The sequence below is a fragment of the Streptomyces sp. NBC_01439 genome, assembly GCF_036227605.1.
Classification (GTDB): domain Bacteria; phylum Actinomycetota; class Actinomycetes; order Streptomycetales; family Streptomycetaceae; genus Streptomyces.
The window spans coordinates 436,400-462,660 of the sequence record NZ_CP109487.1 but is presented as its reverse complement, the minus strand read 5'-3'; the positions used below and the strand labels follow the sequence as shown (position 1 = coordinate 462,660).

The 26,261-nt window shown below is 72.8% G+C and carries 24 protein-coding genes; 11 read left to right on the top strand and 13 right to left on the bottom strand.

The window, feature by feature from the left end; all coding sequences use genetic code 11:
- Positions 1–6: 6 nt before the first annotated feature.
- The 3 genes from OG207_RS02200 to OG207_RS02190 all read right to left on the bottom strand — a co-directional run bounded on the left by OG207_RS02200 (position 7) and on the right by OG207_RS02190 (position 2,597).
- Positions 7–213: a hypothetical protein gene (locus tag OG207_RS02200; RefSeq protein ID WP_329095344.1), complete on the bottom strand. Its 207-nt coding sequence runs from the start codon at positions 211–213 to the stop codon at positions 7–9.
- A gap of 148 nt (positions 214–361) precedes the next feature.
- Complete coding sequence (locus OG207_RS02195) at positions 362–1,015, bottom strand: class I SAM-dependent DNA methyltransferase (protein WP_329095342.1); 654 nt, start codon at positions 1,013–1,015, stop codon at positions 362–364.
- 58 nt (positions 1,016–1,073) lie between these two features.
- Positions 1,074–2,597 (bottom strand): IucA/IucC family siderophore biosynthesis protein, encoded by a 1,524-nt coding sequence (locus tag OG207_RS02190; RefSeq protein ID WP_329095340.1) that lies wholly within the window; start codon positions 2,595–2,597, stop codon positions 1,074–1,076.
- 108 nt (positions 2,598–2,705) lie between these two features.
- On the opposite strand from OG207_RS02190, the gene OG207_RS02185 reads away from it, so the two are divergent.
- The gene (locus tag OG207_RS02185; RefSeq protein ID WP_329095338.1) at positions 2,706–4,274 is read left to right on the top strand and encodes an IucA/IucC family protein; all 1,569 of its coding nucleotides are present in this window, start codon (positions 2,706–2,708) and stop codon (positions 4,272–4,274) included.
- 132 nt (positions 4,275–4,406) lie between these two features.
- Here OG207_RS02185 and OG207_RS02180 read toward each other — a convergent pair whose 3' ends face one another.
- Positions 4,407–5,531, bottom strand: a complete 1,125-nt coding sequence (locus OG207_RS02180; protein ID WP_329095337.1) for a DUF6183 family protein — start codon at positions 5,529–5,531, stop codon at positions 4,407–4,409.
- 66 nt (positions 5,532–5,597) lie between these two features.
- Between OG207_RS02180 and OG207_RS02175 the strand changes: the two genes are divergently transcribed.
- Both OG207_RS02175 and OG207_RS02170 read left to right on the top strand, forming a co-directional pair.
- The gene (locus tag OG207_RS02175) at positions 5,598–5,936 is read left to right on the top strand and encodes a hypothetical protein (RefSeq protein WP_329095336.1); all 339 of its coding nucleotides are present in this window, start codon (positions 5,598–5,600) and stop codon (positions 5,934–5,936) included.
- A 535-nt stretch (positions 5,937–6,471) separates the two neighbouring features.
- On the top strand, positions 6,472–8,100 hold the full coding sequence (locus OG207_RS02170) for a sulfatase-like hydrolase/transferase (protein ID WP_329095334.1): 1,629 nt from the start codon (positions 6,472–6,474) through the stop codon (positions 8,098–8,100).
- A gap of 88 nt (positions 8,101–8,188) precedes the next feature.
- Here the strand turns inward: OG207_RS02170 and OG207_RS02165 are convergent, their stop codons facing one another.
- The 5 genes from OG207_RS02165 to OG207_RS02145 all read right to left on the bottom strand — a co-directional run bounded on the left by OG207_RS02165 (position 8,189) and on the right by OG207_RS02145 (position 11,494).
- Positions 8,189–8,509 carry a hypothetical protein gene (locus OG207_RS02165; RefSeq protein WP_329095332.1) on the bottom strand — a complete coding sequence of 107 codons (321 nt, stop codon included), beginning with the start codon at positions 8,507–8,509 and terminating at the stop codon, positions 8,189–8,191.
- A gap of 152 nt (positions 8,510–8,661) precedes the next feature.
- A complete protein-coding gene (locus tag OG207_RS02160) occupies positions 8,662–9,315 on the bottom strand; it encodes an amidohydrolase family protein (protein WP_329095327.1) in 654 nt (217 codons plus the stop codon).
- Between the two features lie 53 nt (positions 9,316–9,368).
- Positions 9,369–10,235, bottom strand: a complete 867-nt coding sequence (locus OG207_RS02155) for an NmrA family NAD(P)-binding protein (RefSeq protein WP_329095325.1) — start codon at positions 10,233–10,235, stop codon at positions 9,369–9,371.
- A gap of 50 nt (positions 10,236–10,285) precedes the next feature.
- Positions 10,286–10,681: a hypothetical protein gene (locus OG207_RS02150; RefSeq protein WP_329095324.1), complete on the bottom strand. Its 396-nt coding sequence runs from the start codon at positions 10,679–10,681 to the stop codon at positions 10,286–10,288.
- A 294-nt stretch (positions 10,682–10,975) separates the two neighbouring features.
- Positions 10,976–11,494 carry a MarR family winged helix-turn-helix transcriptional regulator gene (locus OG207_RS02145; protein ID WP_329095322.1) on the bottom strand — a complete coding sequence of 173 codons (519 nt, stop codon included), beginning with the start codon at positions 11,492–11,494 and terminating at the stop codon, positions 10,976–10,978.
- Positions 11,495–11,682: 188 nt separating this feature from the next.
- Between OG207_RS02145 and OG207_RS02140 the strand changes: the two genes are divergently transcribed.
- From OG207_RS02140 to OG207_RS02130, 3 genes are all read left to right on the top strand, one after another.
- On the top strand, positions 11,683–12,468 hold the full coding sequence (locus OG207_RS02140; protein WP_329095320.1) for a GntR family transcriptional regulator: 786 nt from the start codon (positions 11,683–11,685) through the stop codon (positions 12,466–12,468).
- 366 nt (positions 12,469–12,834) lie between these two features.
- Entirely contained in the window at positions 12,835–13,896 is a 1,062-nt protein-coding gene (locus tag OG207_RS02135) for a quaternary amine ABC transporter ATP-binding protein (RefSeq protein ID WP_329095318.1), read from the top strand.
- On the top strand, positions 13,896–15,689 hold the full coding sequence (locus tag OG207_RS02130) for an ABC transporter permease/substrate binding protein (RefSeq protein ID WP_329095316.1): 1,794 nt from the start codon (positions 13,896–13,898) through the stop codon (positions 15,687–15,689). The genes OG207_RS02135 and OG207_RS02130 overlap by 1 nt, the downstream gene beginning before the upstream one ends.
- 125 nt (positions 15,690–15,814) lie before the next feature.
- Here the strand turns inward: OG207_RS02130 and OG207_RS02125 are convergent, their stop codons facing one another.
- A complete protein-coding gene (locus OG207_RS02125; protein WP_329095314.1) occupies positions 15,815–18,259 on the bottom strand; it encodes an MMPL family transporter in 2,445 nt (814 codons plus the stop codon).
- Between OG207_RS02125 and OG207_RS02120 the strand changes: the two genes are divergently transcribed.
- The 5 genes from OG207_RS02120 (at position 18,258) to OG207_RS02100 (ending at position 22,284) form a co-directional block, all read left to right on the top strand.
- Positions 18,258–19,502 carry a sensor histidine kinase gene (locus OG207_RS02120; protein WP_329095312.1) on the top strand — a complete coding sequence of 415 codons (1,245 nt, stop codon included), beginning with the start codon at positions 18,258–18,260 and terminating at the stop codon, positions 19,500–19,502. The genes OG207_RS02125 and OG207_RS02120 overlap by 2 nt on opposite strands.
- 17 nt (positions 19,503–19,519) lie before the next feature.
- Entirely contained in the window at positions 19,520–20,188 is a 669-nt protein-coding gene (locus OG207_RS02115) for a response regulator transcription factor (protein WP_329095311.1), read from the top strand.
- A 142-nt stretch (positions 20,189–20,330) separates the two neighbouring features.
- On the top strand, positions 20,331–20,552 hold the full coding sequence (locus tag OG207_RS02110; protein ID WP_329095310.1) for a hypothetical protein: 222 nt from the start codon (positions 20,331–20,333) through the stop codon (positions 20,550–20,552).
- Positions 20,553–20,609: 57 nt separating this feature from the next.
- Positions 20,610–21,281, top strand: coding sequence for a hemerythrin domain-containing protein (locus OG207_RS02105; protein ID WP_329095309.1), 672 nt, complete (start codon positions 20,610–20,612; stop codon positions 21,279–21,281).
- A 94-nt stretch (positions 21,282–21,375) separates the two neighbouring features.
- Positions 21,376–22,284: a TIGR03619 family F420-dependent LLM class oxidoreductase gene (locus OG207_RS02100; RefSeq protein ID WP_329095307.1), complete on the top strand. Its 909-nt coding sequence runs from the start codon at positions 21,376–21,378 to the stop codon at positions 22,282–22,284.
- Between the two features lie 54 nt (positions 22,285–22,338).
- On the opposite strand, the gene OG207_RS02095 is transcribed toward OG207_RS02100, so the two are convergent.
- From OG207_RS02095 to OG207_RS02085, 3 genes are read right to left on the bottom strand one after another with little or no spacing between them, the layout of a single operon-like run.
- Positions 22,339–23,994, bottom strand: a complete 1,656-nt coding sequence (locus tag OG207_RS02095) for a hypothetical protein (RefSeq protein ID WP_329095305.1) — start codon at positions 23,992–23,994, stop codon at positions 22,339–22,341.
- A complete protein-coding gene (locus OG207_RS02090) occupies positions 23,910–25,748 on the bottom strand; it encodes a BTAD domain-containing putative transcriptional regulator (RefSeq protein WP_329095303.1) in 1,839 nt (612 codons plus the stop codon). The genes OG207_RS02095 and OG207_RS02090 overlap by 85 nt, the downstream gene beginning before the upstream one ends.
- Positions 25,711–26,151 carry an FAD-dependent oxidoreductase gene (locus OG207_RS02085; protein WP_329095301.1) on the bottom strand — a complete coding sequence of 147 codons (441 nt, stop codon included), beginning with the start codon at positions 26,149–26,151 and terminating at the stop codon, positions 25,711–25,713. Before OG207_RS02085 ends, OG207_RS02090 begins: the two co-directional genes overlap by 38 nt.
- Positions 26,152–26,261 lie beyond the last annotated feature (110 nt).

Here is a 26,261-nt window from a genome sequence, read left to right as displayed (position 1 = left end):
ACCCGGTCACAGCACTGGCTCCCGGGCGTCTCGATGCGGGGCGGACACGGTGACCGTGCCGATCAGCGCCCCGTCCTCCGTCGCGACCCAGCGCTCGCCCTTGCCCAGCCGGTGGCGGGTGTCCCGGGGCGACTGGTACGAGGCGAAGAAGACCCGTCCGGCGGCGGCGTGGTCCGCGTAGGCCCGGTGGAGCAGGGCGGTCAGCTCCTCCACCGAGTCGCCGTCCCGGAAACGCCGCAGGACGAGCCCGCCGCTCTCGCCCCGCCCCCGTTTCCGCTCCCCTTGCCACCGCGTCGTCCATGTCCACGGCGGCAGTCAACGGCACCCGCGCAGCTGCCCCGGCGGCGGGACCCCGGCTGGCCTACCCCTTGCGCGCCAGCAGGAAGCCCTGGGGGGACGTCTCACCGGGGCCCGCCTCGCGAACCAGCCGGGCCACCTCGGTCAGCCCGGCCCCGCCCAGCAGACCGGCGACCTGCTCGGGCGGGGTCCGGTACACGTCGAGGTCGACCGGATGCCCGTACGCGTGCTCCAGCCGGATCAGCTCGTCGCCCGCCTTGAAGGCGATCAGGAAATGGCCGCCCGGCGCCAGCACCCGGGCGAACTCCGCGAACAGCCCGGGCAGCTGGGAGGGCGGGGTGTGCACGGTGGAGTACCAGGCCAGCACCCCGCCGAGGACCCCGTCGGCCACGTCCAGGGCGGCCATCGACGCCACCTCGAAGCGCAGCCCCGGATACGTCCGGCGGGCCACCGCAACCATCGCCGGGGACAGGTCGACGCCGAAGGCCCGAAGGCCCAGACCGGCCAGGTGCGCGGTCACCCGGCCCGGACCGCAGCCCAGGTCGGCCACCGCCCGGCCACCGCCGCCCGCGTCGTCGCGCACGTACTCGGCGAAGGCCGCCAACATGGCCCGGTCCAGCGGCTTTCCGGCCAGTTCGGTGCTGAGCAGCCGCGCGTAGTCGACGGCGACGGCGTCGTAGGACGCCCGTACGGAGCTGAGGTACGAGGTCTCTGTCATGCCCCTGAACAGTAGCCTCCAGAGCCCCTCCGGGGGGAAACCGACCGAGTGCTCCCGCTCACCCTCCGAGCAGCGGATTGGGCAGTTCCGCCCACTGGTCGCCCGGAACCCCGGGACTCAGCCGCATCCGGGTGAGCGCCTTGGTGGGCAGCGGCCCGGTCAGCAGCGCCTCGGTGTCCGAGGTGTCCGCGGTGGCAGGTAGGGCGGCCACCTCCGCGAGGGCCTCGGCGAAGGCCGCGGCCGAGCCCGCCGTCGCCCCGAGCGCCCCCGTCAACAAGGACCCGAACAGCTTGCGCCGCAGCACGGTCACGTCGTCGGTGACCAGCCTGCCGGACAGGGGCGGCACCGGCAGGCCGTGCCGGGCCAGCCGGGCCGGGCTGATCCGGATGTCGGCGAGATCGCGGTAGACCAGCCGCAGCGGGGCGCCGGTGGGGGAGAGGACGACGAGGAGGTTCTGGCCGTGCGCCTCCAGGGCCACCCCGAGCTCCAGCACCCGCAGGCACACCGAGAGCGCGAGCCGGGCGAACTCGGCCCGCCAGGCCGCCGAGCGCGCCGGGCCGAAGGAGGCCAGGGCCGCCACCGGCAGCACCCGCTCACCGGCGGCGGCGTCCGCGTACACCTCCGGCGGCTCGCGCAGCACGGCCGCCAGGTCCGGACTGTGCGCGGTCGTGGCGCCCAGCGTGCGGGTGATGTGCAGCCGGCCGTCGAGCCGCTCGGACAGGCCCTGGGCGAAGGCCGAGACGGCCGCCGCCGTCTCGATGGAGTAGACGGAGATGTCCCGCACGGACGAAGTGAGCCGGGCGCTCAGCGCGGTCTTCACGTGCGCCCCGCCGTCGGCGGGGGCCAGGGTGCGCAGGGCCATCAGCGGATGCGCCGCGAAACCGGGCCGCACCCGCTCGTGCTTCAGGACGTGCGCCGCCTGCCAGGGGTGCACCGGGACCAGGATTCGCCCCGCGTCCCGCAGCTCCGCGGGCCAGTCGCCGGTGACCAGGCACTCCTCGGCCCGTACGGCGACCAGCCCGAGTTCCACCACCGGCCGGTGCTCGGGCGCGTACGCCAGCTGCTCGGCCACCGAGAAACCGGGCCGGGAACGACAGTTCGGGTGGTAGGGATGCCCGTCGACCACCCGCTGCTCCCATTCCCACGTGGTCCGCGGGGCGGAGTCCTTCCCGGTGGGCGGCTGACCCGCCCGGGAGAGCGCGAGGGAGGCCGTACAGCCGTCCAGCTCGGCGGCGAACTGCTCCCCGTGCGGCACTCCGAGGGCCGTCACCAGCCGCGCGGCCTGCCGGTAGGGCTTGCCGTCGAGCAGCAGCTCGCTCACGTAGGGCCCGGTCGCGTACGGGTCCGGCAGCGGGCCCTCCAGCCGGGCGCCCCCGGCCAGCAGCAGCGCCAGGCCGTCGGGCGCGTGCTCGCGGCCGACGACCCAGGGCAGGGGCTCGAAGGCCAGGGCCCGCCACAGCCGGGTCAGCACGGCCGCTCGGGCACCGCCGAGCGCGGCGACGTACGAGGGTCCGAGTGACGGGCGTACGTCGGCCAGTTCGGCGGCGACGGCCTCTTCGGCCGGGGAGGGGGAAGGATGCATGCTGGGGCTCCGGCATCGGAATATCGCTTTACGGGATGATCAAGTAATGATTGCGGATACCGAAGATCACGACTGGTGGTTACGCCCTGCGAACCTCCGGCGCACCGGATGGACCGAATGGAATCAGTGGACCTCAACACCGCCGCCGACGCGTACGCCGCCGCCCCGCTCCTGAACTGCCTGCTCAGAGAGGCGGCCGTACCCGCCGAGGGGTCCGGTGCGGGCGCGGGAACAGATGTGCGCGTCCACCGGCTGCGCGGCAGCGGGCGGCTGCTGCGGGTGCGCGGGGGGCGCCGGCCCGAACGCCCCGAACTGCGCACGGCGGACGGCTGGCATCCGCTCAGCCACACCGAACTGGCCAAACTCGTCTCCGACGAACTGGGCCGGTTCACCGGCGTCCCCAACGACGAGCTCCCCGTCGAGATCATCGACAGCCGCGACGCGATCGCCGCGCTGCTCGCCGCCCGGGCCACCGCCGAACCCCCGGCGGACCCGTACCTCCTCTCCGAGCAGTCCCTGGTGATGGGCCACCCCCACCACCCCGCCCCCAAGGCCCGCGGCGGGGCGCCGGCCGGGAGCTGGCTGCCGTACGCGCCCGAAGCCCACGCCCGGTGCCCGCTGGTCTTCCTGGGGCTGCGCGAGGACCAGAGCACCGAGGAGGGCGGACCGGCCGCCTCCGCCGCGATCGACGCCCTTGCCGACGCCCTCGACGGGCCGCGCCCGCCCGCCGGGTACCGGCTGCTGCCCGCCCACCCCTGGCAGCTCGACCTGGTCGGCGAGAGGCCCGCGGTGCGCGAGGCCTTCGCCGACGGGCGGCTGTTGCGGCTCGGCGAGACCCGGCGGCCGGCCTGGCCGACCGCCTCGATCCGGACCCTGTACGTACCGGACCCGGCGGCCGACCTCTTCGTGAAGTTCAGCCTCGACGTCCGGATCACCAACGACGTGCGCCGGCTGTGGCGCCACGACCTGCTGAAGCTCCGCCGCACCGATGCGGCCGTCGAGGCCGGTTTCGCCGCCCTGCACCGGACCGGATCGGCCGCGGCCTGGCTCCCGGACCGCGGCTACCGCACCGCCGCCTTCGCCTTCGAGGAGCTCGCCGTCCTGGTCCGCGACGGCCTGCACGCGCACACCCTGTCCGGGGCCACGCCGCTGCTGGCCGCCGCGCTCGCCGAGGGCTACCCCGGGAGCCCGCTGGCCGGGACCACCGACCCGGTCCGCTGGTGGCGGGCGTACCTGCGCCAGGTCGTGCCGCCGGTGCTGGAACTGTTCGCCCGGCACGGCATCGTGCTCGAGGCCCACCTCCAGAACACCCTGGTCGCCGTGGACGCGGACGGCCTGCCGGTGCAGGCCCTCTTCCGGGACGCGGAAGGGGTCAAGCTGCCGGCGGACCTACCGCGGGCGGACGCCTGGCAGCGCCTGGTCTACTGCCTGGTCGTCAACAACCTGCTGGAGATCGCGGGCGCGCTGTCCGGACGGTACCCGGATGTCTCGCCGCTCCTGTGGCCGGCCGCACGGGAGGAGTTCCTGCACTACGACGAGGCCAGCGGGCTCCCCGAGATCGCGGAACTGCTCGCCTCCGCGACCCTCCCGGGCAAGACCAACCTGCTGCTGCGCTGGACCCGCGCGGATGGCGCGGACGCCCGCTACCTGCCCCTCCCGAACCCGCTGCGCGGCTAGGCCGTCTCTTTCGGATCCTCCGGGCCCGCGCTGACCGGCCCGCGTGCCGCACCGGGGAGACTTCCGCGGCTCCGGTGCGGCATCCGGGCTGCGGGCCGCGCCGCGGACACCCTGAAGGCAGTGGCCAGGACGTCAGTCGGTGTCGGTCGCGGCCAGCACGGACAAGTGCCGATGCCCCGGTGCGAGGGCGGCAAGACCGATGTCCCATGCCACTTGCTCGAACCACTTCGTCCCGGCCTCGAAGACGTGCCAGGTGCAGTCCCGCACGCGTGCTTCGACTTCGTCGGCCGTGGCGCCTTGCGGACTTCGGGACAGCGCGGCCATGGACTGCCAGGCCGCAAGGCGGCCGTACGCCCCGAACGAGCCGGAGTTGTAGGCCCCTCCCGTGGACGCCGCGGCGAAGAGCAACTGCCATGCCCGGGCCGGAGGACGGACGTCGACCGACAGAGCGGCCTTCTTTCCTGCCCCGTGCAGACACTTCAGCCCCAGCGCCAAGAGTGCCTTCGGTACCGCCCCGACGCCCAGCGGCTCCGCAAACTCAAAGACCCGCGCCTCGATGCGCCCGTTGGACTCCTCGGCCCAGTTCGCCACGGCCTTGGCCATCGCGGTGGCAGTGGCCGGCCCGGTCGTCTCCTCCACCGACGGGACACGCACGTCGGCGATCGCCGCCGGCTCGCGGCTGTCCGGAGGCCCGTACGGCATCGAGTGACTACTGCCACCGGTACCGTAGCTCGGCAGATCCGCACATCCCTCCACGTCGGACAGCGTCAGCGGCAGCCAGCCCAGGGGGTGATGGTGCCAGTGCGGCGACGTCGCCCAGCCCGCGATGCCCGGCGTGGCCTCGATGTCCACGCCCCTGAGCACCAGTTCGTGGACCAGACAGGCCCGGAGCTCCTCCGAAGCGTGGCCGGAGAACGCCACGGCCAGGTCCGCCGGCTCGTGACCGGAGGCCAGCAGCGAGGCCGTGTAGCGGTCCAGCTTCCTTCCGGCGACCTCGGCCGAGGAGACCAGCCGCAGCGCCTGGGAGGCGTTGTCGAAACCAGGGGTGGTGGCCAGTAGCCGAAGCACACGATCGAAGACGCTCCGGTACTGCCACAGTTGCCCCTCGGAGCCGTACGTCCCGGCGAGAGCGATGCCGAGGTCCGCGGGGAAGGCGGAGTCCCCCTGTGCGAAACGGTCGTCGACCGCCGCCCACACGCCGGTGACGTTCTTCAGGTTCGGCAGCTCCGCCACGATCTTCTGTATCTGCTCGTTCACGACCGTGAGCCTACGGCGAACCTTTTCGGACTTGGCCAAATAGGGCGGCAACTACACTCTTGTGCCATGACCTACGGGGGACAAGAGGGCCCCAGTTCCTGGGACATGGAGAAGGCCGACGTCAACGGACCCCAGGACAACGCGGAGACCATCAACATCGACCAGATCGACCTCCAGGTCCTGGCCCGGGAGCTGCAAATCGCCCTGAGCAGGGTCCAGGAACTGGAACTGGACGAACCCACACGTCGCCAGGTATCCGGAGACCTGGAAGCAGCAGGCGCGGACCTACAGGCAGGCCGCACGAGCCTCGCACGAGAACGACTGACCAGAGTGCGCGCCATGGGCGGGGCACTGGCCGAGGTGGCCGGAGCCTTCCTCCGGGGCGCGGGCGTCCTGGGTGTCTGACGGGTCGTACGGACAGCACGATCCTGGGCCCTACTTCGATCAGCAGGGCCAGCATGTGCACGGACCTCAGTACAACGCGGAGGGCATCCACTTCAACCAGGCGGATCCGCAAGCCGTGGCGGACGCGATCGCGTGGAATCGCCAAAGATGGATGGACGAACAGGATGAACGCAGGCAGCGATACTACGAGAGCAAGAGCAAGGACAACCGCAGGAATGTGCAAGCGGCTGCGATAATCGTCGCAGGCTCGCTCCTCCTGTACTTCGCGACCACGCTGGTACTCGAGATATTGAGCAGATAGTCCCATTCCGGATCGCCTTGAGGTCTGCACGCCGCGAGGGGGCAGAGCCACGGAGTTCGGGGACCGCGCGCGGGCGTCGGTCCGGGTTCACCCGGACGGCTCCGGGCGGTCGTGTCGTCGACCGATTCACCCGGCCGGAGATCTAGATTCTGCCCGGGACGCACCGCCACGCGCCCTTGCTCGGTGGTGTGATGGCCGGGCGGGCGCCCGCATCACCGCGAGGGATTGAGGGCCATGACACGACGTCCGAACATCCTGATGATCGTCACCGATGAGGAGCGCGCGGTGATTCCCCGTCCGCAGGGCTTCTCGCTGCCCGCCCGGGAGCGGATGGCGGAGCGGGGCGCCACCTTCGACCGGTACTACACGGCCTCGGCCATGTGCAGCTCCGCCCGGTCCGTCATCTACACCGGGCAGCACCTACCGCTCACCGAGATCTACGACAACGACAACATGCCGTACGTCCGCCCGCTCGACCCCCGACTGGGCACCCTCGGCACGATGCTCCGCGAGGCCGGCTACTACTGCACCTACCAGGGCAAGTGGCACCTCTCCAACGCCTACCTCACCCCACAGAACCCCGGCCCCACCACGAACGCGCTGGAGCCCTACGGGTTCAGCGAGTTCAACGACTGGGGCGACATCGACGGCGGTGCTTGGGCCGGGCTCAAACTCGATCCGGTCATCGCCGGCCAGGCCGTGCGCTGGCTGCGCAACCGGGCTCCGGCCGTGGAAGCCGATCAGCCCTGGTTCATGGCGGTCAACTTCGTCAACCCGCACGACATCATGAGCTTCGACTACGGCGGCTCGTCCCAGGTGCAACTACCGTTCGGCCTCGCGCACGCGGTCGTGGCCAAGGCGGCCGCCAACATTCCGATCTACCAGCACCGCTGGGACCTCGATTTGCCCGCCAGCCTGCACGACGACCTGTCCGGCGCGGCACCGGCGGTGGCCGAGTACGCACGGATGCTCGACACCGTCTTCGGCCCCGTCGCCGACGACCAGCACTGGCGCGAAGGCCTGAACTTCTACCTCAACGCCATCCGCGACGTGGACCGCAGCATCGACCTCGTCCTCGACGCCCTGGAAGCCTCCGGGCAGGCCGACCACACCGTCGTGCTCTTCACCTCCGACCACGGAGAGATGGCCGGCGCCCACGGCCTGCGCCAGAAGGGGGCCCTCGTCTACGACGAGAACTTCCACGTCCCGTTCATCCTGAGCCATCCAGACTTCCCCCAGGGCGTGCGCATCGAGGCCCTCGCCTCCGCCGTCGACATCGCTCCGACCCTGCTCGAGTTCGCCGGCGTCGACCCGGCCAAGGCCGCCACCCGCCATCCCGCGCTCAAAGGCCGTTCCCTCAGCCCCGCCCTGGACGGTGGCACCGTCCGTGACGGCGTCCTCACCGCGGTCGAGTCGGTCACGGCCCTGGACGCCTCCTTCTGGTTCGAGTTCGCCGACCCCGATGCGCCCCGGCGGATCGAGTCCGGTGACCTCCGCCCGGACTGGACCAAGCGCGGATTCCTGCGCGGCTACACCGACGGCCGCTACACCTTCGGCCGCTACTTCTCCCCGCTCAACCCCAACCGGCCCACCAGCCCCGAGGCCCTGTACGCCCAGAACGACGTCGTCCTCTACGACCGGATCGAGGACCCGCACGAGACGCGCAATCTCGCCGCCGACCCCGCCCACCGCGACCTCGTCGCACGCTACAACACCTTGCTCGAAGGCCTCATCAGCGTCGAAATCGGCACCGACACCCGCGCCTGGGTCACCGAACGCCCCCACCTTTTGGGCTGGCCCACCTGGCACGGCGACACCGACCGGCCGCCGGCCGCGGCCGCAGCTGCGCCGGCCCGAGGCTGAGCCGAAGGCTCGTCCTGCTCGTCCTGCGCGTCCGGCCGACTGCCGCGCGTGGCGGCCGTCCACCGTGACCGGGAGTCGTTTCGACCGGTCACAGACCGGCGACGTCGCCGGCCCTCTTGAGCACGGAGTCGACCGCGTTCACCACGGCGTCGTGCCGCCTCGTGCGCGCCGCCCGGTCCGCCGGGACCAGCCGCGCGGCGGCCTGCACGGCGTGGGCGTCCGGGTCGCCGAAAGCGGTCCGCGGGTGCTCTCCCGTCTCCGCGCAGTGCGCCGTGACCTCCTTGACCGCCTGGAGCACGACGGCCCGGTCCACACCGGGCTGCATGGCCAACCGCACCTGGAAACGTGCCATCCACTTTTCGCGGTCCTTCTCCCTCGCCGCGTCCGTCGTCCGGTCCTTCTTCGCCACGTGCCCTCCAGGTGATCGCAGCCGTCCGTCGTGTAGGGGGACGCCGGGGCACCGAAGTGGGTTGCGAGGGACGGACGTTCAGCCGGTGAGTACGCGTACTCACCCGCCACCCCATCGCGTCCCCCCGGGGAGTCCGGGCCGTCTTCGAGGGGTCACAGCCCGGAGAGGCCCAGCAGGTCAGCCGCGTTCGTGTCGAGGATCGCCGTGGCCTCCTCCTGGGTGAGTCCCGACTCGCTGACGTAGTTCACGGACCGTACGAAGACCTCGTCGTCCTCGTACGGGAAGTCCGTGCCGAGTACGAGCCGACCCGCTCCGAAGGACGCGGCGGCGGCGACCAGCGCCGGTCCGTGCACGTGGCTGACCGTGTCGTACCAGAGGCGGTCGACGGCCACCGAAGGGAGTTCGGGGGTCCGGGGTGACTCGAAGGCCAGATGGTCGTCGAGCCTGCGGGGCAGCAGGGGGAGGGCGCCGCCCAGGTGCGAGGCCAGGATGCGCATCCGCGGATAGCGCGCCGGAAGGCCCGCGAGGATCAGGTGCATGATCGCCACCGTGTCCTCGACCGGCGCCCCGACCATCCAGGTCATGTCGTGCTCGGTGATCAGCGGGCTGGCGGCGCCCTCCCCGGACGGGTGGATGTACAGGACGGCGCCACGCCGGTCGAGCTCCTCGTAGACGGGGTGGAACAGGGGATCGGCCAGGGTGCGGCCGAGTACGGTCGTGGTGACGCCGACGCCGACCGCGCCGAGGTCGTCGAAGGCACGGGTGACCTCGCGCAGCGTGCCCTTCGTGCGGCGCGGGCCACTCAACGGCCCTCGGTGGGCCCCGGTCCCGGTTCCGGTCCCGGTTCCGCCCCGGTCTCCTATCGACGGAAGTGGGAACGGTGCTCGTGGAGGAAGGCGTCGAGGGTGCGGGGCGGGCGGCCCAATATGTCACTGACGGTGGTGGTGGGGACTTCGGGCCGGGTGACGGCGAGTTGCTGGATCTCCGTGACGTGATCGGCGAGCCAGCCGGGCATGTGGGCGTGGCGGATGAGGTGGTCGCGCAGTTCGTCCGGGGTGAGGTCGTCGTAGCGGACCTGTCGGCCGGTCAGGGAGGTCAGTCGCGAGGCGAGTTCGGGGTACGAGACGGCTTCGGGTCCGGTCAGTGCGTAGGTGCCGCCGGCGATGTCCGGCCGGGTGAGGGCGGCGGCGGCGACGTCGCCGATGTCGCGGCAGTCGACGTAGTTGAAGGGCGCGTCGCCCGCAGTGCCGAGGATGACGCCCTGGGCAACGGCGGGAGCCAGGCGCAGGAGGTTCTGGGCGAACGCGTAGGGGCGCAGGACGGTGTGGGTGAGGCCACGGGTGCGCAGGTGTTCCTCGACGGCGTGGTGCCCGCGGGAAACGGCGACGGGGGAGTCGGGTTCGGCGGCGGGTGCGGAGATCTTGACGATGTGTCCGACGCCGGCGTGGGCGGCGATGTCGATGACGCGGGTTTCGAGTTCCACCTGTGCGGGGCCGTTGGCCATGGCGAGGAAGAGTTGGCCGGCGCCCTCGAAGGCGGTGTGGAGGGAGTGGGGGTCGGTGGCGTCGGCGTATCGGACCTCGACGGGCGGCTGGTGCGCGCCGGTCGTGCCGGGGATCGGCGCGTGCGGGGTGCGGGTCAGCGCGCGGAAAGGTGCGCCGAGCGCGAGGAGGCTGTGGACCAGGGCGTTCCCGGTCGCTCCGGTCGCTCCCATGACAACGATCATCGTGTGCTCATTCCTTGGTGATGTTCCGGCGACGGGTATCGCCGGGCGGGTCATGCCGGTCGCGCTGTGGTGGTGCTGCGCCAGCGCAGGGTGACGATGGTGGTGGCGAGGGCTGCGGAAACGGGCAGGTCCACGCGCAGGCGCTCCAGCCAGGGGGCGGCGGGGATCGGGGTGTGGGCGGGTAGCCACTGGGCGGTGAACCACCCCAGCAGGGCCGCCACGGCGACGGCGGTGAGGAGGAGTGCGGCGGTCAGGACGCCGCGCGGTGTGGTGAGGGTCCACCGTCGGGGCCGTCCGCCGTGCCGCAGCCAGGTGCCGACGAGGAACGCCACCACGGCGGAGGTGCCGGCGATGGAGGTGCAGGCGGCCACGGCCAGGTCCCGCTGCCCGGTGACGACCCCGGCCGCACCGGCCGTCAGGGCGGGGGCGACGTAGGCGGTGAGCACCTCACGCCATAGGACGAACGGCCGGGTTGGTTGGGTTGGCCGGGTTGGCCGGGGCGGCCGCGGCGGCCGGGACGGTCGGGGGGCTGCTCGGTCGGGGCTGGTTCTGTGCTTCGGAGCGGTCATGCCGGCCTCTCTTCGGTTCGGGCGAGGGAAGGGAGGGCTGCGACGAGGGGTTGCGTACCTGCCGCGGGCCTGCCCCGCCGAATTAATTAGGTGGCTAACTATTGTGGTGTGAAAAAGGCCCCGTCCTGTGGAACGGAGCCGAAGCGGCCGTAGGTGGGGGGTGGGGTGGGGTCAGTCCGCCGCCAGGGCCGCGCTGCCGCGCACCACGCGGGCGAGCAGGTCCAGGAAAACGGCGCGCTCCTCGACGGAGAGATCGCCCACCATCGACTCCAGTCGCCCGAAGTGCTCGGACGCCATGTCGCGCAGGCGCTGCGCCCCCCGCGCGGTCAGGACGGCCACCGTGCCCCGCCCGTCCTCCACGGAGGGGTGGCGCGCGACCAGGCCTTCGCGTTCCAGTCCGTCCAGTAGGCCGGTCACCGTGGCCCTGGTGACGCCGAGGTCGACCGCGAGGCGCGAGGGGGACTTCTCCCCGCCGTGGTCCTCGAGGTCGGCGAGCAGGCGGTAGCGCCCCGTCGACAGGCCGAACCGGGCGAAGTGCGCCTCGGCGGCCCGGCCGACCCGTGCGCCCGCCGAGATCAGGCGTACCGCGACCAGTACCGCCTGTGGATCGACCTCCAGGCCGTAGTGCTCGACCTGCCGTCTGGCCTGGTCCAGCGTGGGTGCTTCGCCGTCGATGCCGTCCCTCGTCATGAAAGTAATATGGCGGCTAATTACTTGGCCTGTCAAGGCGTTCGGATCCTCTCGAGGTGGCCGCGCGTGGAGGCGGAATCGGCCAATCCGGACTGCGGGCCCCGATCTGCCCTCACGAAAGGTATAGACCAATGCTACGTTGGTCGCGCAGACCGCGCAGTCCTTGACCACCCGTCAGAGGAGAAGCCATGCCCTCCCCTTCGCGGGGCGGCGGCCAGGCCGCCATGCCCAAGTACCAGCGGATCGCCGCAGCGCTGCGCAGCGATCTCGACCGTGCCGCGCACACCCCCGGCGGCAGACTGCCGTCCGAACGCAGCCTCGCCGCCCGCTACCAGGTCAACCGGCAGACCATCAGGGCGGCCCTCCAGTACCTGCGCGAGGACGGCCTCGTCGTCACCGGCCGCCGCGGCACCCGCCCCGCCGTCCCCGCCCTTGCCGCCGTCTCCGTCGCCCCGGCCGCGGCGCCCTCCGTTGGGCCCGCGCAGGTCCGGAGCTGGGTCACCTTCGTCACCGTCCCGCCCTCGCTCGGCACGTTCCTCGGCATGACCGGCGGAGACCGCACCGTGGTCCATCACCACCGCGAACGCGGCCCCGCCGGGGAGACCCTCCGGGACGCCGTCACCTACCTCAGCCCCGGAGCCGTCGCGCGGAGTCCGGAGCTGACCGCACTCCGGAACCGGGCGGCGACGGCGACGACCGCCGGCGTGCAGGACCTGACCCACTTGCACCGCTGGCTCGACCGCGCCGCCGCGGCCGGCCGGGTCGCCGAGACCCTCACCATGACCCGCGTCACCCACCCGCAGGCCGCCGCCCCGGCCTCCGCCCCGGTCTGCGGGCTGACCGTGCGCCGCACCCTGCACGACGGCTCCGGCCGGCTGCTGGCCGTCACCGAACTGGCCTTCCCCACCTGGGACCGCCTCACCTTCCACCGCGACCGGCGCGACCGCGCGACCACCGGCTTCCGCATCACGTAACGGCCGCACCCGCGTTGTGGCCTCGACCACACCCCGGGCGGCGGTGCACCGGGCCCGGCGGCCGGACCCACCGCCGGACCGCAGCCCCAACTTCCCTCCGGGGGAAGGGCGTACCGGGCTGCGGCCATCCGGGACCGCCCGCCCCGGCCCGCGCGGCCGCCCACGGGGCCCTCGCGCCCCGTACGTGAGGAGGGTCACCCCGGTGTTTGCTCAGGTGAATGCCGGGCATCGGCGCTGCTGGAGCGGAACCATGTCCTCCGGCCCATCGTGGCGGAGGACACGGCGCACACGGGCAGATCCCGTCCCGCTCCGCGGCCCGCCGCTGCGACGGCGCGCGCCGTATTCGGTACGACCCGTGAGGTGTATGTGTCCACGCTCCAGGCCGAGCACGTCTACAAGGTGTTCGGGAGGCGCCCCGCCGACAGCGCGGCCGCCGTCCGCGCGCTCGAAAGCGGCGCGGGCCGCGAAGATTTGCGCGCCGACGGGACCACCGCCGCCGTGATCGACGCCTCCTTCGACGTCCGGCCCGGCCAGATCTTCGTCGTCATGGGTCTGTCCGGATCGGGCAAGTCCACTCTGCTGCGCATGCTGAACGGCCTGCTGGAACCCACCGCGGGACGCATCCTCTTCGGCGGCCAGGACCTCACCGCGCTGAGCGCGAACGAGCTGCGCCGCGTACGGTCCACGAAGATCTCCATGGTCTTCCAGCACTTCGCGCTGTTCCCGCACCGCAACGTGCTGGAGAACGCCGGCTACGGCCTCGAGGTACAGGGCGTGCCCCGCCCCGAGCGCGAGCGGCGCGCCGCCGAGGCCCTGGCCCTGTGCGGTCTGGAGGGCTGGGAGAAGTCCTGGCCCGACGAGCTCTCCGGCGGCATGCAGCAGCGGGTCGGCCTCGCCCGAGCCCTGGCCACCGACGCCGAGCTGCTGCTCATGGACGAGTCCTTCAGCGCGCTGGACCCGCTGATCCGCCGCGACATGCAGGACCAGCTGCTGGAGCTCCAGCGGAGCCTGAAGAAGACCATCGTCTTCATCACCCACGACCTCAACGAGGCCATGCGCCTCGGTGACGGCATCGCCGTCATGCGCGACGGCCGCATCGTCCAGCAGGGCACCGCCGAGGACATCCTCACCCGTCCCGCCAACGACTACGTCGCCTCCTTCATCCAGGACGTCGACCGCTCCCGGGTCCTGACGGCCGACGCCGTCATGGACGATCCGGAACCGGCCGCCGACGCCTGTGACTGCCCCACCGTCACCGCCGGGACCCCGCTCGCCGACCTGTGCGCGGTCAGCGCCCGCGTCCCGCACGCGGTCGCCGTCACCGGCGCGGACGGCGCCGTCATCGGCTCCGTACCCCAGGACCGCCTCATCGCCTTCATCGGCGACGAACAACGGCCCCCGATGTACTGCGCGGAGGTGGCCGCCTGATGCCCCGCCTGCACCTCGGCGCCTGGGTCGACCACGGGGTCGACTTCCTCCAGAGCCACCTCTCCTGGCTGTTCGAGGCCATCAGCGTGCTCGTCACCGGCCTCTACGACGGCATCGACGCCGTCCTCTCCGCCCCCGCCCCGCTGCTCTTCGCGGGCATCCTGGCCGTCGCCGCCTGGTGGCTGCGCGGTCTGCTGGCGGGCCTGCTCGCCTTCGCGGGCTTCGCACTGGTCGACTCCCTCGGCCTGTGGGAGGACGCCATGTCCACCCTGTCCCTGGTGCTGGTCGCCACCCTCGTCACATTGGCGTTCGCGATCCCGCTCGGCATCTGGGCGTCCAGATCCGATCGGGTCAGCGCCCTCCTGCGGCCGGTCCTGGACTTCATGCAGACCATGCCGGCCATGGTGTACCTGATCCCCGGCATCATCTTCTTCGGCGTGGGCGTGGTGCCCGGCATCATCGCCACCATCATTTTCTCGCTGCCTCCGGGCGTGCGGATGACCGAGCTCGGCATCCGCCAGGTCGACGGAGAACTGGTCGAGGCCGCCGAGGCCTTCGGCACCAGCCCGCGCGACACCCTCGTACGCGTCCAGCTCCCGCTGGCCCTGCCCACCGTCATGGCGGGCGTCAACCAGGTCATCATGCTGGGCCTGTCCATGGTCGTCATCGCCGGCATGGTCGGCGGCGGCGGACTCGGCGGCGCCGTCTACAAGGCCATCGGCAACGTCGACATCGGCCTCGGTTTCGAGGCGGGCGTCTCCATCGTCATCCTCGCCATGTACCTGGACCGGATGACCGGCGCGCTCGGCCGGCAGGTCTCCCCGATCGGCCGCCGTACGCTCGCCAAGGCGCGGGCCGCCGCGACCGGCGCGGCCAAGGTGTGGAACCACCGCCCCCAGCCCGCGTACGCGATCAGCGGCGCCGTCGTCCTGGCGCTCGTCGCGGGCGGCCTGAACACCTTCGGCGGCTCCGCCGCCGAGGAGGGCCCGGCCGGGGCCGCGAACATCGGCAAGGGCCGTACCCTCTCCGTCGGCTACATCCCGTGGGACGAGGGCGTCGCCTCCACCTTCCTGTGGAAGGAGCTCCTGGAGCGCCGCGGGTTCAAGGTCGACGCCCGCCAGCTGGAGGCCGGGGCGCTGTACACCGGCTTGGCCGGCGGCCAGCTCGACTTCCAGACCGACGCCTGGCTGCCCGTCACCCATGCCCAGTACTGGGAGAAGTACGGGAACAAGCTGGAGGACCTCGGCCCCTGGTACGGCCCCACCTCGCTGGAGCTGTCCGTGCCCTCCTACGTGAAGGACGTGCGTTCGCTCGCCGACCTCAAGGGCAAGGCGGACCGGTTCAAGGGTCGGATCATCGGCATCGAGCCGAGCGCCGGCGCGATGTCGCTCCTCAAGGAGAAGGTCCTGAAGGAGTACGGCCTCGACGGCGAGTACCAGGTCGTCGACGGCTCCACGCCCGGCATGCTCGCCGAGCTGAAGCGGGCCTACGAGAAGAAGGAGCCCGTCGCGGCCGTGCTGTGGTCCCCGCACTGGGCGTACTCCTCCTACGAGCTGACCAAGCTCGAGGACCCGAAGGGCGCCTGGGGCAAGGGCGACGGCATCCACACCCTGGCCCGCAAGGGCTTCGGGGAGGACGAGCCGAAGGTCGCCGAATGGCTGAAGTCCTTCAAGCTCACCGAGGAGCAGCTGACCGGCCTGGAGGCGAAGATCCAGCAGACCGGGAAGGGCAAGGAGCAGCAGGCGGTCCGCGCCTGGCTGCAGAACCACCCCGAGATCGACCGGCTCGCGTAACACCGCGGACGGCCGGGCGGCCGAAGGCCGATGCCGTGCCCCGGCGAAGGCGCCGCCGCGCGCAGGACCGTACGACGACGGTACGGGGCCTGCGCGCGGCGGCGCCTTTCGTGCGTCCGGGCGGCTCAGCCGACCAGCACCCGGTCCGGAGTGCGTCGCCCGTCCGGGTCGCTGTCCTGCGTGCGGGGGCGCGGGCGCACCGGCCACCACATGGACCGCCCCAGGAGGGTGGCCAGCGCGGGCACCAGCACGATCGACAGGACGAAGGCGGAGAGCATGATCCCGAGGGCCGTCGCGAAGCCGGTCTGCTGGGTGGAGGGGGCGGGGGTGACGGCCAGGCTCCCGAAGGAGGCGGCCAGCACCAGGCCCGCCGTGGCGATGGCGGGCGCCGTGTGCCGCACGGCACGGCCCACCGCGGCGCGGGCCGGACCGGGCCGTGCCATCTCCTCCCGGATCCGGTCGCTCATCAGGATGTTGTAGTCGGTGCCCAGCGCGACCACGAACAGGAACAGGACGAGGGGCAGGGTGAAGTCCACCCCGGGCCGGTCCAGCGCGTGTTGGAACACCAGGGTCGAGGCGCCGAGGGTGGCGGCGAAGCCGAGTCCGACCGAGACCAGCAGGATCACCGGTGCCAGCAGGCTGCGCAGCAGGGCGAACAGGATCAGCGCGATGAGCGCCGCCGCCACCGGGAAGACCACCCGCAGGTCCTTGTCCACCGCCGTCGCGATATCGGCGAAGACCGCCGCGGTGCCGCCCACGTGCGCCTCCGTACCCGCGGGCGTCCGGGCCGCGGCCGTGGCCCTGACCGGGCCGGTCACCAGGTCGCGCGCCTCCTGTCGCAGCGGGTCGGAGGTGAGGAACAGGTCGATCCGAGCCGCCCGCCGGTCCTCGCTGAGCACGGTGTCTGCGACCTGGCCCACCCCACTGACCCCGGCGAGCGCCTTGGACAGCCCGTCGAGGCGTTCGACGGTCAGGGCGGCGCCGTCGGAAGCGGTGACGAAGACGCTGGTCGGGTCCGACACCCCGGCCGGCAGGGCGCCCGCTATTTCGGCCGCGGTGGCCACGGCGGCGGTGCGCTCGCCGCCCCCACCGCCCTGCCCGTAGTCCATGCGCATCCCCACGACCCCGGCGGCCAGCGCGGCGAGCAGCGCCACCGAGGCCAGCACCAGTACGAATGGGCGGCGCGCCACCCGGTCGCCCATCCGTGCGGCGGACCCCGGGCGGGGCTCGCGCTCCAGGGCCCGGGAAGGCCAGAACATCCTGCGGCCCGTGACCGCCAGCAGGGCCGGCATCAGGGTCAGGCTGCCCAGCAGCATCACCAGCACGGACAGCGCGATGGCCGGTCCGAGGACCCGGAACTGGCCGAAGGAGGCGACCCCGAGCGTGGCGAAGGCGGCGACGATGGTCAGGGCCGCGGAGGTGATCGCCGTACCCACCCGGCCGGCGACGTGCGCGGCCGCCTCGCGCCCGGACTGGTCGGGGTGTTCGCGCAGTTGCTCCCGGAAGCGGAAGAGCAGGAACAGGAAGTAGTCGATACCGATGCCCACCAGAACCACACTGATCAGGCTCGGTGTGGATTCGGACAGTCCGATCCCGGTCAGCAGCGCGGCGCCGACCACCGCGCCGGCCGCGGCGCCGCCGATGATGCTGACCGCGAGCAGCGGCAGCAGGGCCGCCAGGGCGCTGCGGAAGACGAGTACGTGCAGCAGGACGATGACCGCGAGCATGGCGATTCCGACGACCGTCGAGCGGGTCTTCTCCGCGTCCGTCGTGTCCACCCGGTCGGCGATCCCGCCGGTGAAACCGGTGCGCAGGCCGTCCTCCGCCAGTGCGTCCCGGGCCGACTCCCGGAAGGCCCGGTAGGTTTCCTGCACCCCGGTATCGGCGGGGTTGCCCGTCAGCTCGACGGACAGCAGTCGGAAGGAGCGGTCGGGCGCCGTCATGGCCGGGCTGACCCGGGGGACCTGCGAGTGGTCCTGTGCGAGCGGCATCGTCTCCTTGGTCCTCGGCATGACGACGCGCTTCTTGGACAACCGCTCGGCCTGCGCGTCGATGCGCTGCTCGTCGGCGGGGGCGAGCGGCGCCCCGTCCGACCGGGCCACCAGTACGGTCAGGAGGTTGGCGTCCGGCTTCGCCCCGAACCGTTCCTCGGCGATCTTCAGAGCGGCCGCCGAGTCGTACGGTGCGGGAAGGAACCCGGCGTTGCCGGTCTGGACGGCGCGGAAGACGAACGCCTGGCCCAGGACGGTCGCCGCCAATCCCAGGACCACCCACAGGGCGATCACCTTCCACGGACTTCTCGTCGAGAATCCGGTCAGGGCGCGGATCACATTTCCTCCGGTCTGTGCGGTGCGGGCCGGGGGTTCCCGGCCTGACTCCAGACCATCAGGAGCGAGCGGGCGAAACGTCGGGTCGAGGGAGGATCCGCAGCCCGGGACCAGGGTCCGGGCGCCCCCGCCGACCAGGACTCCGGTCCTGGTCCGGGCCCCGACCGTGGTCGGGTGGCTCGGCCGGCGGCCGGTGCCAGAATGGATCACCGGCGACGGGACGGGCGGCATGGGGGTGGGCATGGGTACGAGTACGCGGGCGAGCACGGCTACGGCCACGGATCTGGTTACGGCGACTGCGACTGCGACTGCGACTGCGACGGACGCGGGTGCGGACGGGGCCGGGGTCGGCGACCGGGGGCCGTGGACGCGCAACGACGCGCTCGTGGCGGTGGCGGCCGGTGTCACCGACCTCGTGGGTTTCTCCCTGGGATCCTTGACCGAGGGCGGGTCCCTCAGCGTGACCGCGGCCGCCCTGCTGGTCGTCTCCGCGATGCCCCTGCTCGCCCGGCGCGTCCGTCCGTTGCCCGTTCTGGCCGCCGTGCTGGCCCTCGGCGCCCTGGTGAACCTGGCCGCCCCGCTGTCCCCGCACTTCAGCCTCACCCTCACGATCGCCCTCTACTCGATGGTCAGGGCGAGCCGCCCCGCCGTGGTCGCGGTGACCGTGGTCGGGGTGGTACCCCTCGTATCCGCGGGCCAACGCGGCTGGCCGCTGCCCTACGGCTGGTGGGGCCTGGCCGCGAACGCGGTGGCCGCCCTCATCACCGTCACCGCGGCCGTGGTGGTCAACCACCGGCAACGGGAGGCCGAGGCCCACCGGACGCTGCTCGCCGACCGGGCCGTGGCCGAAGAACGCCGCCGGATCGCGCGCGAACTGCACGACATCGTCGCCCACCACATCACCACCATGCAGCTGATGGCCGGCGGGGCGCGGGCCAACCTGGTGCACGACCCCGAGGTGTCCCGTGAGGCGCTGATCACCCTGGAGGACTCCGGCCGGATGGCGCTGCGCGAGATGCGCCAACTCCTCGACGTGCTACGGGCCGGGGAGGAACCGGAACAGGCCCCGCCGGCGCCGCAGCCCGGAGCGGACGACCTCGGCCGGATCATCACCGAGTCCCGGCTGGCCGGAACGGAGACCGAGTTCACCGTGGACGGTCCGGTCCGCACGCTCCCGCCGACCGTGGGCCTCACCGTCTTCCGGATCGTTCAGGAGGCCCTGACCAACACCCGCAAGCACGCGGGCCGGGCGCGGGCCCACGTACGGCTCACGTACCGCGGGGACGAGGTCGGCGTGGAGGTGCGCGACGACGGAGCGGGAGCGCAGGTACCGCCCGCACGTCTCACCGCGCGCTCCGGGTACGGTCTGATCGGCATGCACGAGCGGGTCGCCCTGCAGGGCGGAACCCTGGAGGCCGGGGCCCTCGCGGGCGGCGGATTTCGGGTGGCGGCCCGGATCCCTCTCCCGGTCCACGACCCCGCCTGAAGAGAGGAACCGCACGGATGATCCGTGTGCTCATCGCCGACGACCAGCCACTGGTCCGGCGCGGCCTGGCCCTGATCCTGGGCCCCGACCCGGAGTTCGAGGTCGTCGGCGAGGCCGAGGACGGAGCGCGGGCCGTAGCCCTCGCCCACGAGGTACGGCCCGACGTGGTCGTCATGGACATCCGCATGCCGGTCATGGACGGGGTCAAGGCCACCGAGGAACTCGCGCGCACGCTGCCCGAGACCCGCGTCCTGGCCCTCAGCACCTTCGACATGGACGAGTACGTGGTCGCCGCCCTGCGCGCCGGCGCGTACGGCTTCCTGCCCAAGGACGTCTCCCCGGAGGAGCTGATCGCCGCGGTCCGGATCGTCCACAGCGGCGAGGCGGCCGTCGCGCCGCGGCTGCTCAGCCGACTCCTCTCCGCCTACGTACGGACCCCCGCGCGGCCGCGGTCGTGGGAGGCCGAGACCCCCCTCGAACTCACCCCGCGCGAGCTGGAGATCTGGCGGCTCATGGCCACCGGCCGGGGCAACGCCGAGATAGCCGCGGAACTGGACATCAGCGTCTCCACGGTCAAGAACCACATCACCGGAATCTTCGGCAAGCTGGGCGTCCGCGACCGTGCCCAAGCGGTGATCGCGGCGTACGAATCGGGCCTGGTGGAGGCCGGTAGCGGGAGCGGTTGATCACCAAGTGCCGGAAGAAGACCGGATTCCTCCTGCTGACCGCACCTCTGACCAGGCAGAACACTGGACGATCCGCCCGTGCGCACACGGGCCCGTCCATGGCACAGTGCGATCAGCCCAACCGCACGACCAGGGAGCCTCCATGCGCGATCCGCACGCCACGCCGCTCACGGCCGCCCCCGAGTGCCTGCCGGAGCCCCGCCCGCTGCCCTGCTGCCCGGTGTGCGCCGATGCGCCGGAACGCATCTCCTGGCGCCAGCGCCCGGGGCGGCCGGTGACCCTGGTCTTCGACCCCTGCGGCCACCGCTGGTCCTCCCCGACCCCGCCGCTCTTGGAGGTCACCCCACCGCTCCCGCCGCTCTGACGGTCGTGGCAAGTCGGTTGCAAGTGCCCTGCAACCGGGCTCCCAAGACTGGTCCTCATGAACACGAACAACCCCTCCGGTACCACCGTCCACCCCTACACCCGCGAAATGGCGATGATCCACCAGGTGTTCCGCCGCGAGTCGCGCCTCCTGGCCGAACTCGTCCAGGAGGTCCGCCCCGCCGACACCGCCCGCTCCCGGATGCTCGCCGAGCACTGGCGGCTGTACTCCGTCGGCCTGCACACCCACCACACCGGCGAGGACGAGATGCTCTGGCCGGCCGTGCTGCCCCACCTGGACCTGGACGCCGAGCAGGTCCTGGCGATGGAGGCGCAGCACCACGCGCTCGCCGAGGTCCAGCAGCTGATGGACCGTTGGGAGGCGCAGGCCCGGACCGAAGACCGCGACGAACTCGCCGAGGTGCTGCGCACGCACCACCGGCAACTGTGCGCCCACCTCGACGAGGAAGAGCGGCAGGTCATGCCGCTGGTCGCGCTCCACGTCACCGAGGAACAGTGGCACGCGCTGGGGGAGCGGGGCCTCGCCGAGACGCCGCGCAACCGGCTGATGATCGCCCTGGGCGCCATCCTGGAGGACAGCTCGCCCGAGGAGCGGCAGGAGTTCCTCGGTCGGCTTCCCCTCCCGGCCCGGGTGCTGTGGAAGCTCGTCGGCCGGCGCCAGTACCGCCGCGAGACCGGCCGGATTCGCGGCCGGCACACGACCGTCTGACGTGCCCTCCCGGTCCGGCCGCCCGCCCCTGAGGCCCGGCCCCCCATCCCCGACCGCCCCGCCCCGTCCCGTACCGATCGAGGAACTCCCACCGATGCGCATCGGATTCTCCGTACCCCAGTTCGGCCCGTTCGCCGACCCCGACCGCACCGCCGCGATGTGCGCGGCGCTGGAAGCCCTCGGCTGTCACAGCCTCTGGGTGGCCGACCGGCTCCTGGCCCCGATCGACCCGCCCGACGGCTACCTCGGCGGGCAGCAGATGCCCGCCCGGTACGGCACCCACCTCGACCCGCTCCTCGCCCTGGGCCTGGCGGCCGCCGTCACCGAACGCGTGCGCCTGGGCAGCAGCACCCTCAACGCCCTGTGGCAGCCGCCCCTCGTGCTCGCCCGAGCGCTCACGACCCTCGACCTGATCAGCCACGGGCGCCTGGACGTGGGCATCGGGCTGGGCTGGATGCGCGAGGAGTACGAGGCTGCCGGGGTGCCCTGGAAGGGCCGCGGCGCCCGGTTGGAGGAGACCCTCGACGTCCTCGAAGTCGTGTGGTGCGGCGATCCGGTCGCCCACACCGGCCCCTTGTGGACCATTCCAGAGTCGACCGTCCTCCCCAAACCCCTCCAGGGCCCGAGGCCGCCGATCCTGCTGGGTGGCTTCACCCCGTACGCCCTGGAGCGGGTCGGCAGGCGCGCCGACGGCTGGCTCGCGGCCTCGATGCCCCTGCCCTTCTTCCACGCGCTCTGGGCGGTGGCCGTCGATGCCGCCGAACGGGCCGGCCGGGACCCGGCGGGGCTGCGCCGGGTGTTCCGCGTCAACCCCGAGGTCACCACGGCCGAGGTCGACCCCGCGCAGACCCACCACCGCGGGACCGTGCGCCAGATCTGCGACCACCTCAAGCAGATGTGCACGGCCCGGACCGACGAGGTGCTCGTGGACCTCCAACTGACGACGGACTCGCCCGAAGAGTTCCTCGACCTCGCGGCGGCGTTCACGGCCGAGCTGGCCTGACCGGCGGAACCGGCCCGACCGGCCGCCCCCGCCGGCGCCCGCGTAGGGGCGCCCCTACGCGGGCGCCGGCGGCAGTCCGGCTAGCCCGGACTGCGCCGCGCCCGCCCAGTGGGGGGAATCCCACGCGGCGGCCACCCGGGCCGCTTCGAGGTAGTGGCTCCGGGCCCGCTCGGGACGCTCGAGGAACCGGGCCAGGTCGCCCAAGGTCTGGGCGACGGGCCGGAAGACGAGGCTGAGGCTGCTCGCGCTCCCCGCCAGCCCGTGCAGGGGCAGCAGTTCCCGGTAGACCTCGGAGGCCGCCGTCCGGTCGCCGAGGGTGATGGCGGCGCTGCCGCGCAGCGCCGCCAGGATGGAGTAGCAGAAGTCCCGCCGGATCGGCACGCGCCGGGCGAACACCTCGCGGGCTCGTTCGGGGCGGCCCGAGGCGTGCAGTGCGAGAGCGGTGATGGCCTCGTTGAGCGGCTGGTACTGCTCCCACACGGCGAGCAGCACGGGCAGCACCTCGGTGATCCGGCCCTGCTGCAGCCGGATGCACCCGACGGCCAGGGCCGCCAGCCCGCTGAGGTCCACCGCCCCGCGCGCCCGCAGCTCCGCCACCGCCGCCCCCAGGTCCCGCTCCGCGTCGTCGAAGCGGCCCTGGGCCATGGCGAGCAGGGGGCGGCGCAGCCTGGCCACCGCGAACGCGCCCTGGAGTTCGTACGTGCGGGCGATCTCGTCCCCCCGTACGAGACACCGCTCCATCTCGGCCGGGTCGTTGCGGGCGGCGGCGATGCGGGCGGCGGTGTAGGCCGTCATCCAGGAGTACTCGGGGCCGTCCTGGGAGTCGGCCACCCGGCCGAGTTCCCGGTGCAGCTCGAGGTAGGCCTCCGGTTCGAGTTCGCAGTCGACCCGGCGCAGCAGCGAGGCCAGGGTCAGGCCGCGCAGCCGGGGCTCGCCCAGGGTACGGGCGAGCTCCACGGCCCGGCGGGACGCGGCCACGGAGCGGGGGTCGGTGTCGTCGAGCGCGTCGGCCAGCTGGTCGAGGAGCAGGCACCGCTGCCGGTCGGTCAGACCGGGCTCCTCCAGCAACTTCCCGAGTTCCTCGACGGCCTCGGGGTCCGACGCCGCGTACGCACGGACGCGCCAGGGCGTCGGTTCGGTCCACGTCGTGTAGGCAGCGGTGAGCAGGTCGGCGCGGCCCTCCCCCCGGGCCACGCGTACGGCCTGCTCCTGCGCCTCGCGGGCGGGTACGACGGCTCCCATCCGGATGCGGCACTCCACCAGCTGGCCCAGCAGCCCCACACGCAACACAGCGGCGTCCTGGTCGGCGAAGGCGGCCGGATGATCGGAGAGCAGCCCGAGGGCCGCGGTCAGCAGGACTTCGGCATTCTGTGGGGCGTATCGGCGCACCGCCTGCTCGCCCGCCAGCCGTGCCTGATGGACCGCGGGCCCGGCGTCGGCGGTCACGACCGGGGCCGCCTGCAGGAGGTGGTGGGCCGTTGCGGCGACGTCGTCCGAGCCGAGGGCGATCAGGGCCCTGCCCAGGCGGGAATGCATCCGGGCCAGCCGCAGGCGGGTGAGGTCGCCCTCCAGCGCGTCCCGCACGAGGGCATGGGTGAAACGGACCGTGCCGGGTCGCGGTTCGGTCAGCAGTCCGGCGGTGACACCCGCGTCCAGGGCGTCGAGGAGCTGCTCGGAGTCCCCGTCCGTGGCGCGCACCAGCAGGGACACCGCAGCCTCGCGGCCGGGGCGGCCGCCAGGCGCAGTCCGGCCGTGACGGTCGGTGCGAGCAGCGCCAGCCGTCGGCGCAGCACGTCCTGGACCCCCTGCGGCACGCGGCCCAGCGCCTGCTGCTCGCCTTCACCGGCCAGCAGCAGCGAACTCTCGCGCAGGTAGAAGGGGTTGCCCCCGGCCCGTTCGGCCAGGGCCGCTGCGGCGTGCTCGCTCATACCGGCCGCGCCGCGCTGCAGCAGTTCCTTGGCCTGGGCGTCCGACAGCCCGCCGAGCGCCATCCGTACGGGCGAGCAGGCGGCCAGGCGGGCCAGCGCCCCGGTCAGATCGCCCTCGCCGGTGCGGTACGAGCCCACCAGCAGCAGGGGTACGTCGCGCAGCTGCTCGGCGCAGAGCAGGAACAGCTCGAGGCTTTCCTGGTCACCCCGGTGCAGGTCGTCCAGCACGATCGCCAGCGGCCGTCGCCGCGCCGTGTCGCGCAGCCAGCCGAGCAGCGCCCGGTGCAGGCGAAAGCGCCGGGCCGGGCTGCCGTCCGGCTGCCCGGAGTCCCGCTCCGTGCCCGGAGCCAGGAGCGGAGCGAGCTCATCGGCGTACGCACCCGGCGGTGCGGCTTCCGCCAGATCGGGCAGCATGTCGAACCAGGCCCGGCCGGGCGGGGCGCCGTCGGTCTCCGGGCAGTGCCCGGACCCGACCAGCCAGCCCTGTTCGGGCAGTTGACGGACGGCGGCGTCCAGCAGGCTCGACTTGCCGATACCGGCCTCACCGCAGACCACGACCACCTGGGCCCGGCCGCTCCGTGCCCGGTCCGCCGCAGTGGCGAGTCGGTCGAGCTCCTCGTCCCGGCCCAGGAGCCGGTCGGCCGCCAGTACCGTCGGCGTCGCACTTCCGCCCGCGGCAGCCGCAGGTGCCATCGGAGCCGGACCTTGCGCCGCCACGACGATGCGCGGCACCCCGGCGGGTGCGGTGGCCGTGGCGGGCGCCCCGGTCGCCCGGTGGAGGACTTCCAGACGCTGGTGCAGCAGGGCCTGTTCCAGCTCCGACAGGGCAGGCCCCGGCTCGACGCCGAGTTCTTGGTCGAGGACGTGCCGAGCACGTCGTACCGCGGCCAGGGCGTCCCCCTGGCGGTCACGGGCCCACAGGGCGAGGGCCAGCAGCCGCCACCCCTCCTCGTGCAACGGCTGTTCCCGGGTCAGCGCGCCGGCGTCGGCGAGCGCCTGCGAGGCCTGGCCGCTGCCCAGTCGGGCCGCAGCGAGCCGTTCGCGGGCGGTGTGGTGCACCTCTTCCAGTCGGGCGCGCTCACCAGCGGTCCACTGCTCGTCCGAGAACTCCGCGTACGGCTGCCCGCCCCATGCGGCGAGCGCCCCGGCCAGGCCCTCGGCGGCGACGTGAGCCGGCAGTTCCGCCCCCGAGCAGGCCGCCACGCCGGCCTCGAACGCCCAGGCGTCCACGGCGTCCCGCTCCACGGTGAGGGCGTAGCCGTAGGGCGCGCTGACCAGGAGCCGCGCAGGCGTACGGGGGGCCCGTCCCGGTTCGAGGGTGCGCCGTAGACGGGCGATGTAGGCGTGGAGCGAGGCCTGGGAGCTCGACGGGACCCGGGTCGGCCACAACCGCTCGATGATCCGCTCCGTGGGTACCACCGTCCCACGGGCGACCAGCAGTTGGACCAGGACCATCCGTGCGAGCCGACCCCCCGCGTCGACCTCGTGGCCGTCTACCTCAACCCGGAACGGACCGAGCACCTTCAGTCTGATCATGACAAGAGCATCGTAACGGGCACACCACCGCCGGAGCGCCGTACGGGCGCCGGGCCGCCCCGTCCGGAGGCAGACCCACGGTCGCGCACTGCGGCACGGTGAGGACGTACGGGTACGGGGAGCGCAGCCGGGCCAGGTCGAAGCCGCCCAGCCGGCGCCGCCCCGACCACATCTCCACCGCGTCCACGCGTCGGCCGAGCGGGAGCAGGGACTCGGCCAGTCCGCTCGGGGTCAGGGCCTCCAGGGTCCGCGCGTGCAGGTCCGTCGCACGGGACTCGGTGACCGGCCCCGGACGGCGCTCCAGCACCACCACGGCGAGACCGGCCCGGGCGAGCAGCAGCGCGGCGCTCAGCCCGACCGGTCCCGCCCCCACCACTGCCACGTCGACGTCGTAAGCCACCATGCCCCGCACTCTATCCAGGCCGCACACTGTCTGACAGATGCTCAAAGATGCGTGCATGAAGTCGACTTCGAGCATCATCTTTCACCAAGGCCCACCGGAGCGCTATCTTG

Coding starts and splice junctions, on each gene's coding strand:
- OG207_RS02110 (WP_329095310.1), top strand. CDS start 20,331: ATGCGCGATCCGCACGCCACGCCGCTCACGGCCGCCCCCGAGTGCCTG.
- OG207_RS02145 (WP_329095322.1), bottom strand. CDS start 11,494: ATGACGAGGGACGGCATCGACGGCGAAGCACCCACGCTGGACCAGGCC.
- OG207_RS02105 (WP_329095309.1), top strand. CDS start 20,610: ATGAACACGAACAACCCCTCCGGTACCACCGTCCACCCCTACACCCGC.
- OG207_RS02175 (WP_329095336.1), top strand. CDS start 5,598: ATGACCTACGGGGGACAAGAGGGCCCCAGTTCCTGGGACATGGAGAAG.
- OG207_RS02185 (WP_329095338.1), top strand. CDS start 2,706: ATGGACCGAATGGAATCAGTGGACCTCAACACCGCCGCCGACGCGTAC.
- OG207_RS02155 (WP_329095325.1), bottom strand. CDS start 10,235: ATGATCGTTGTCATGGGAGCGACCGGAGCGACCGGGAACGCCCTGGTC.
- OG207_RS02125 (WP_329095314.1), bottom strand. CDS start 18,259: ATGCCCACCCCCATGCCGCCCGTCCCGTCGCCGGTGATCCATTCTGGC.
- OG207_RS02100 (WP_329095307.1), top strand. CDS start 21,376: ATGCGCATCGGATTCTCCGTACCCCAGTTCGGCCCGTTCGCCGACCCC.
- OG207_RS02195 (WP_329095342.1), bottom strand. CDS start 1,015: ATGACAGAGACCTCGTACCTCAGCTCCGTACGGGCGTCCTACGACGCC.
- OG207_RS02120 (WP_329095312.1), top strand. CDS start 18,258: ATGGGTACGAGTACGCGGGCGAGCACGGCTACGGCCACGGATCTGGTT.
- OG207_RS02115 (WP_329095311.1), top strand. CDS start 19,520: ATGATCCGTGTGCTCATCGCCGACGACCAGCCACTGGTCCGGCGCGGC.
- OG207_RS02140 (WP_329095320.1), top strand. CDS start 11,683: ATGCCCTCCCCTTCGCGGGGCGGCGGCCAGGCCGCCATGCCCAAGTAC.
- OG207_RS02085 (WP_329095301.1), bottom strand. CDS start 26,151: ATGGTGGCTTACGACGTCGACGTGGCAGTGGTGGGGGCGGGACCGGTC.
- OG207_RS02170 (WP_329095334.1), top strand. CDS start 6,472: ATGACACGACGTCCGAACATCCTGATGATCGTCACCGATGAGGAGCGC.
- OG207_RS02090 (WP_329095303.1), bottom strand. CDS start 25,748: ATGATCAGACTGAAGGTGCTCGGTCCGTTCCGGGTTGAGGTAGACGGC.
- OG207_RS02130 (WP_329095316.1), top strand. CDS start 13,896: ATGCCCCGCCTGCACCTCGGCGCCTGGGTCGACCACGGGGTCGACTTC.
- OG207_RS02190 (WP_329095340.1), bottom strand. CDS start 2,597: ATGCATCCTTCCCCCTCCCCGGCCGAAGAGGCCGTCGCCGCCGAACTG.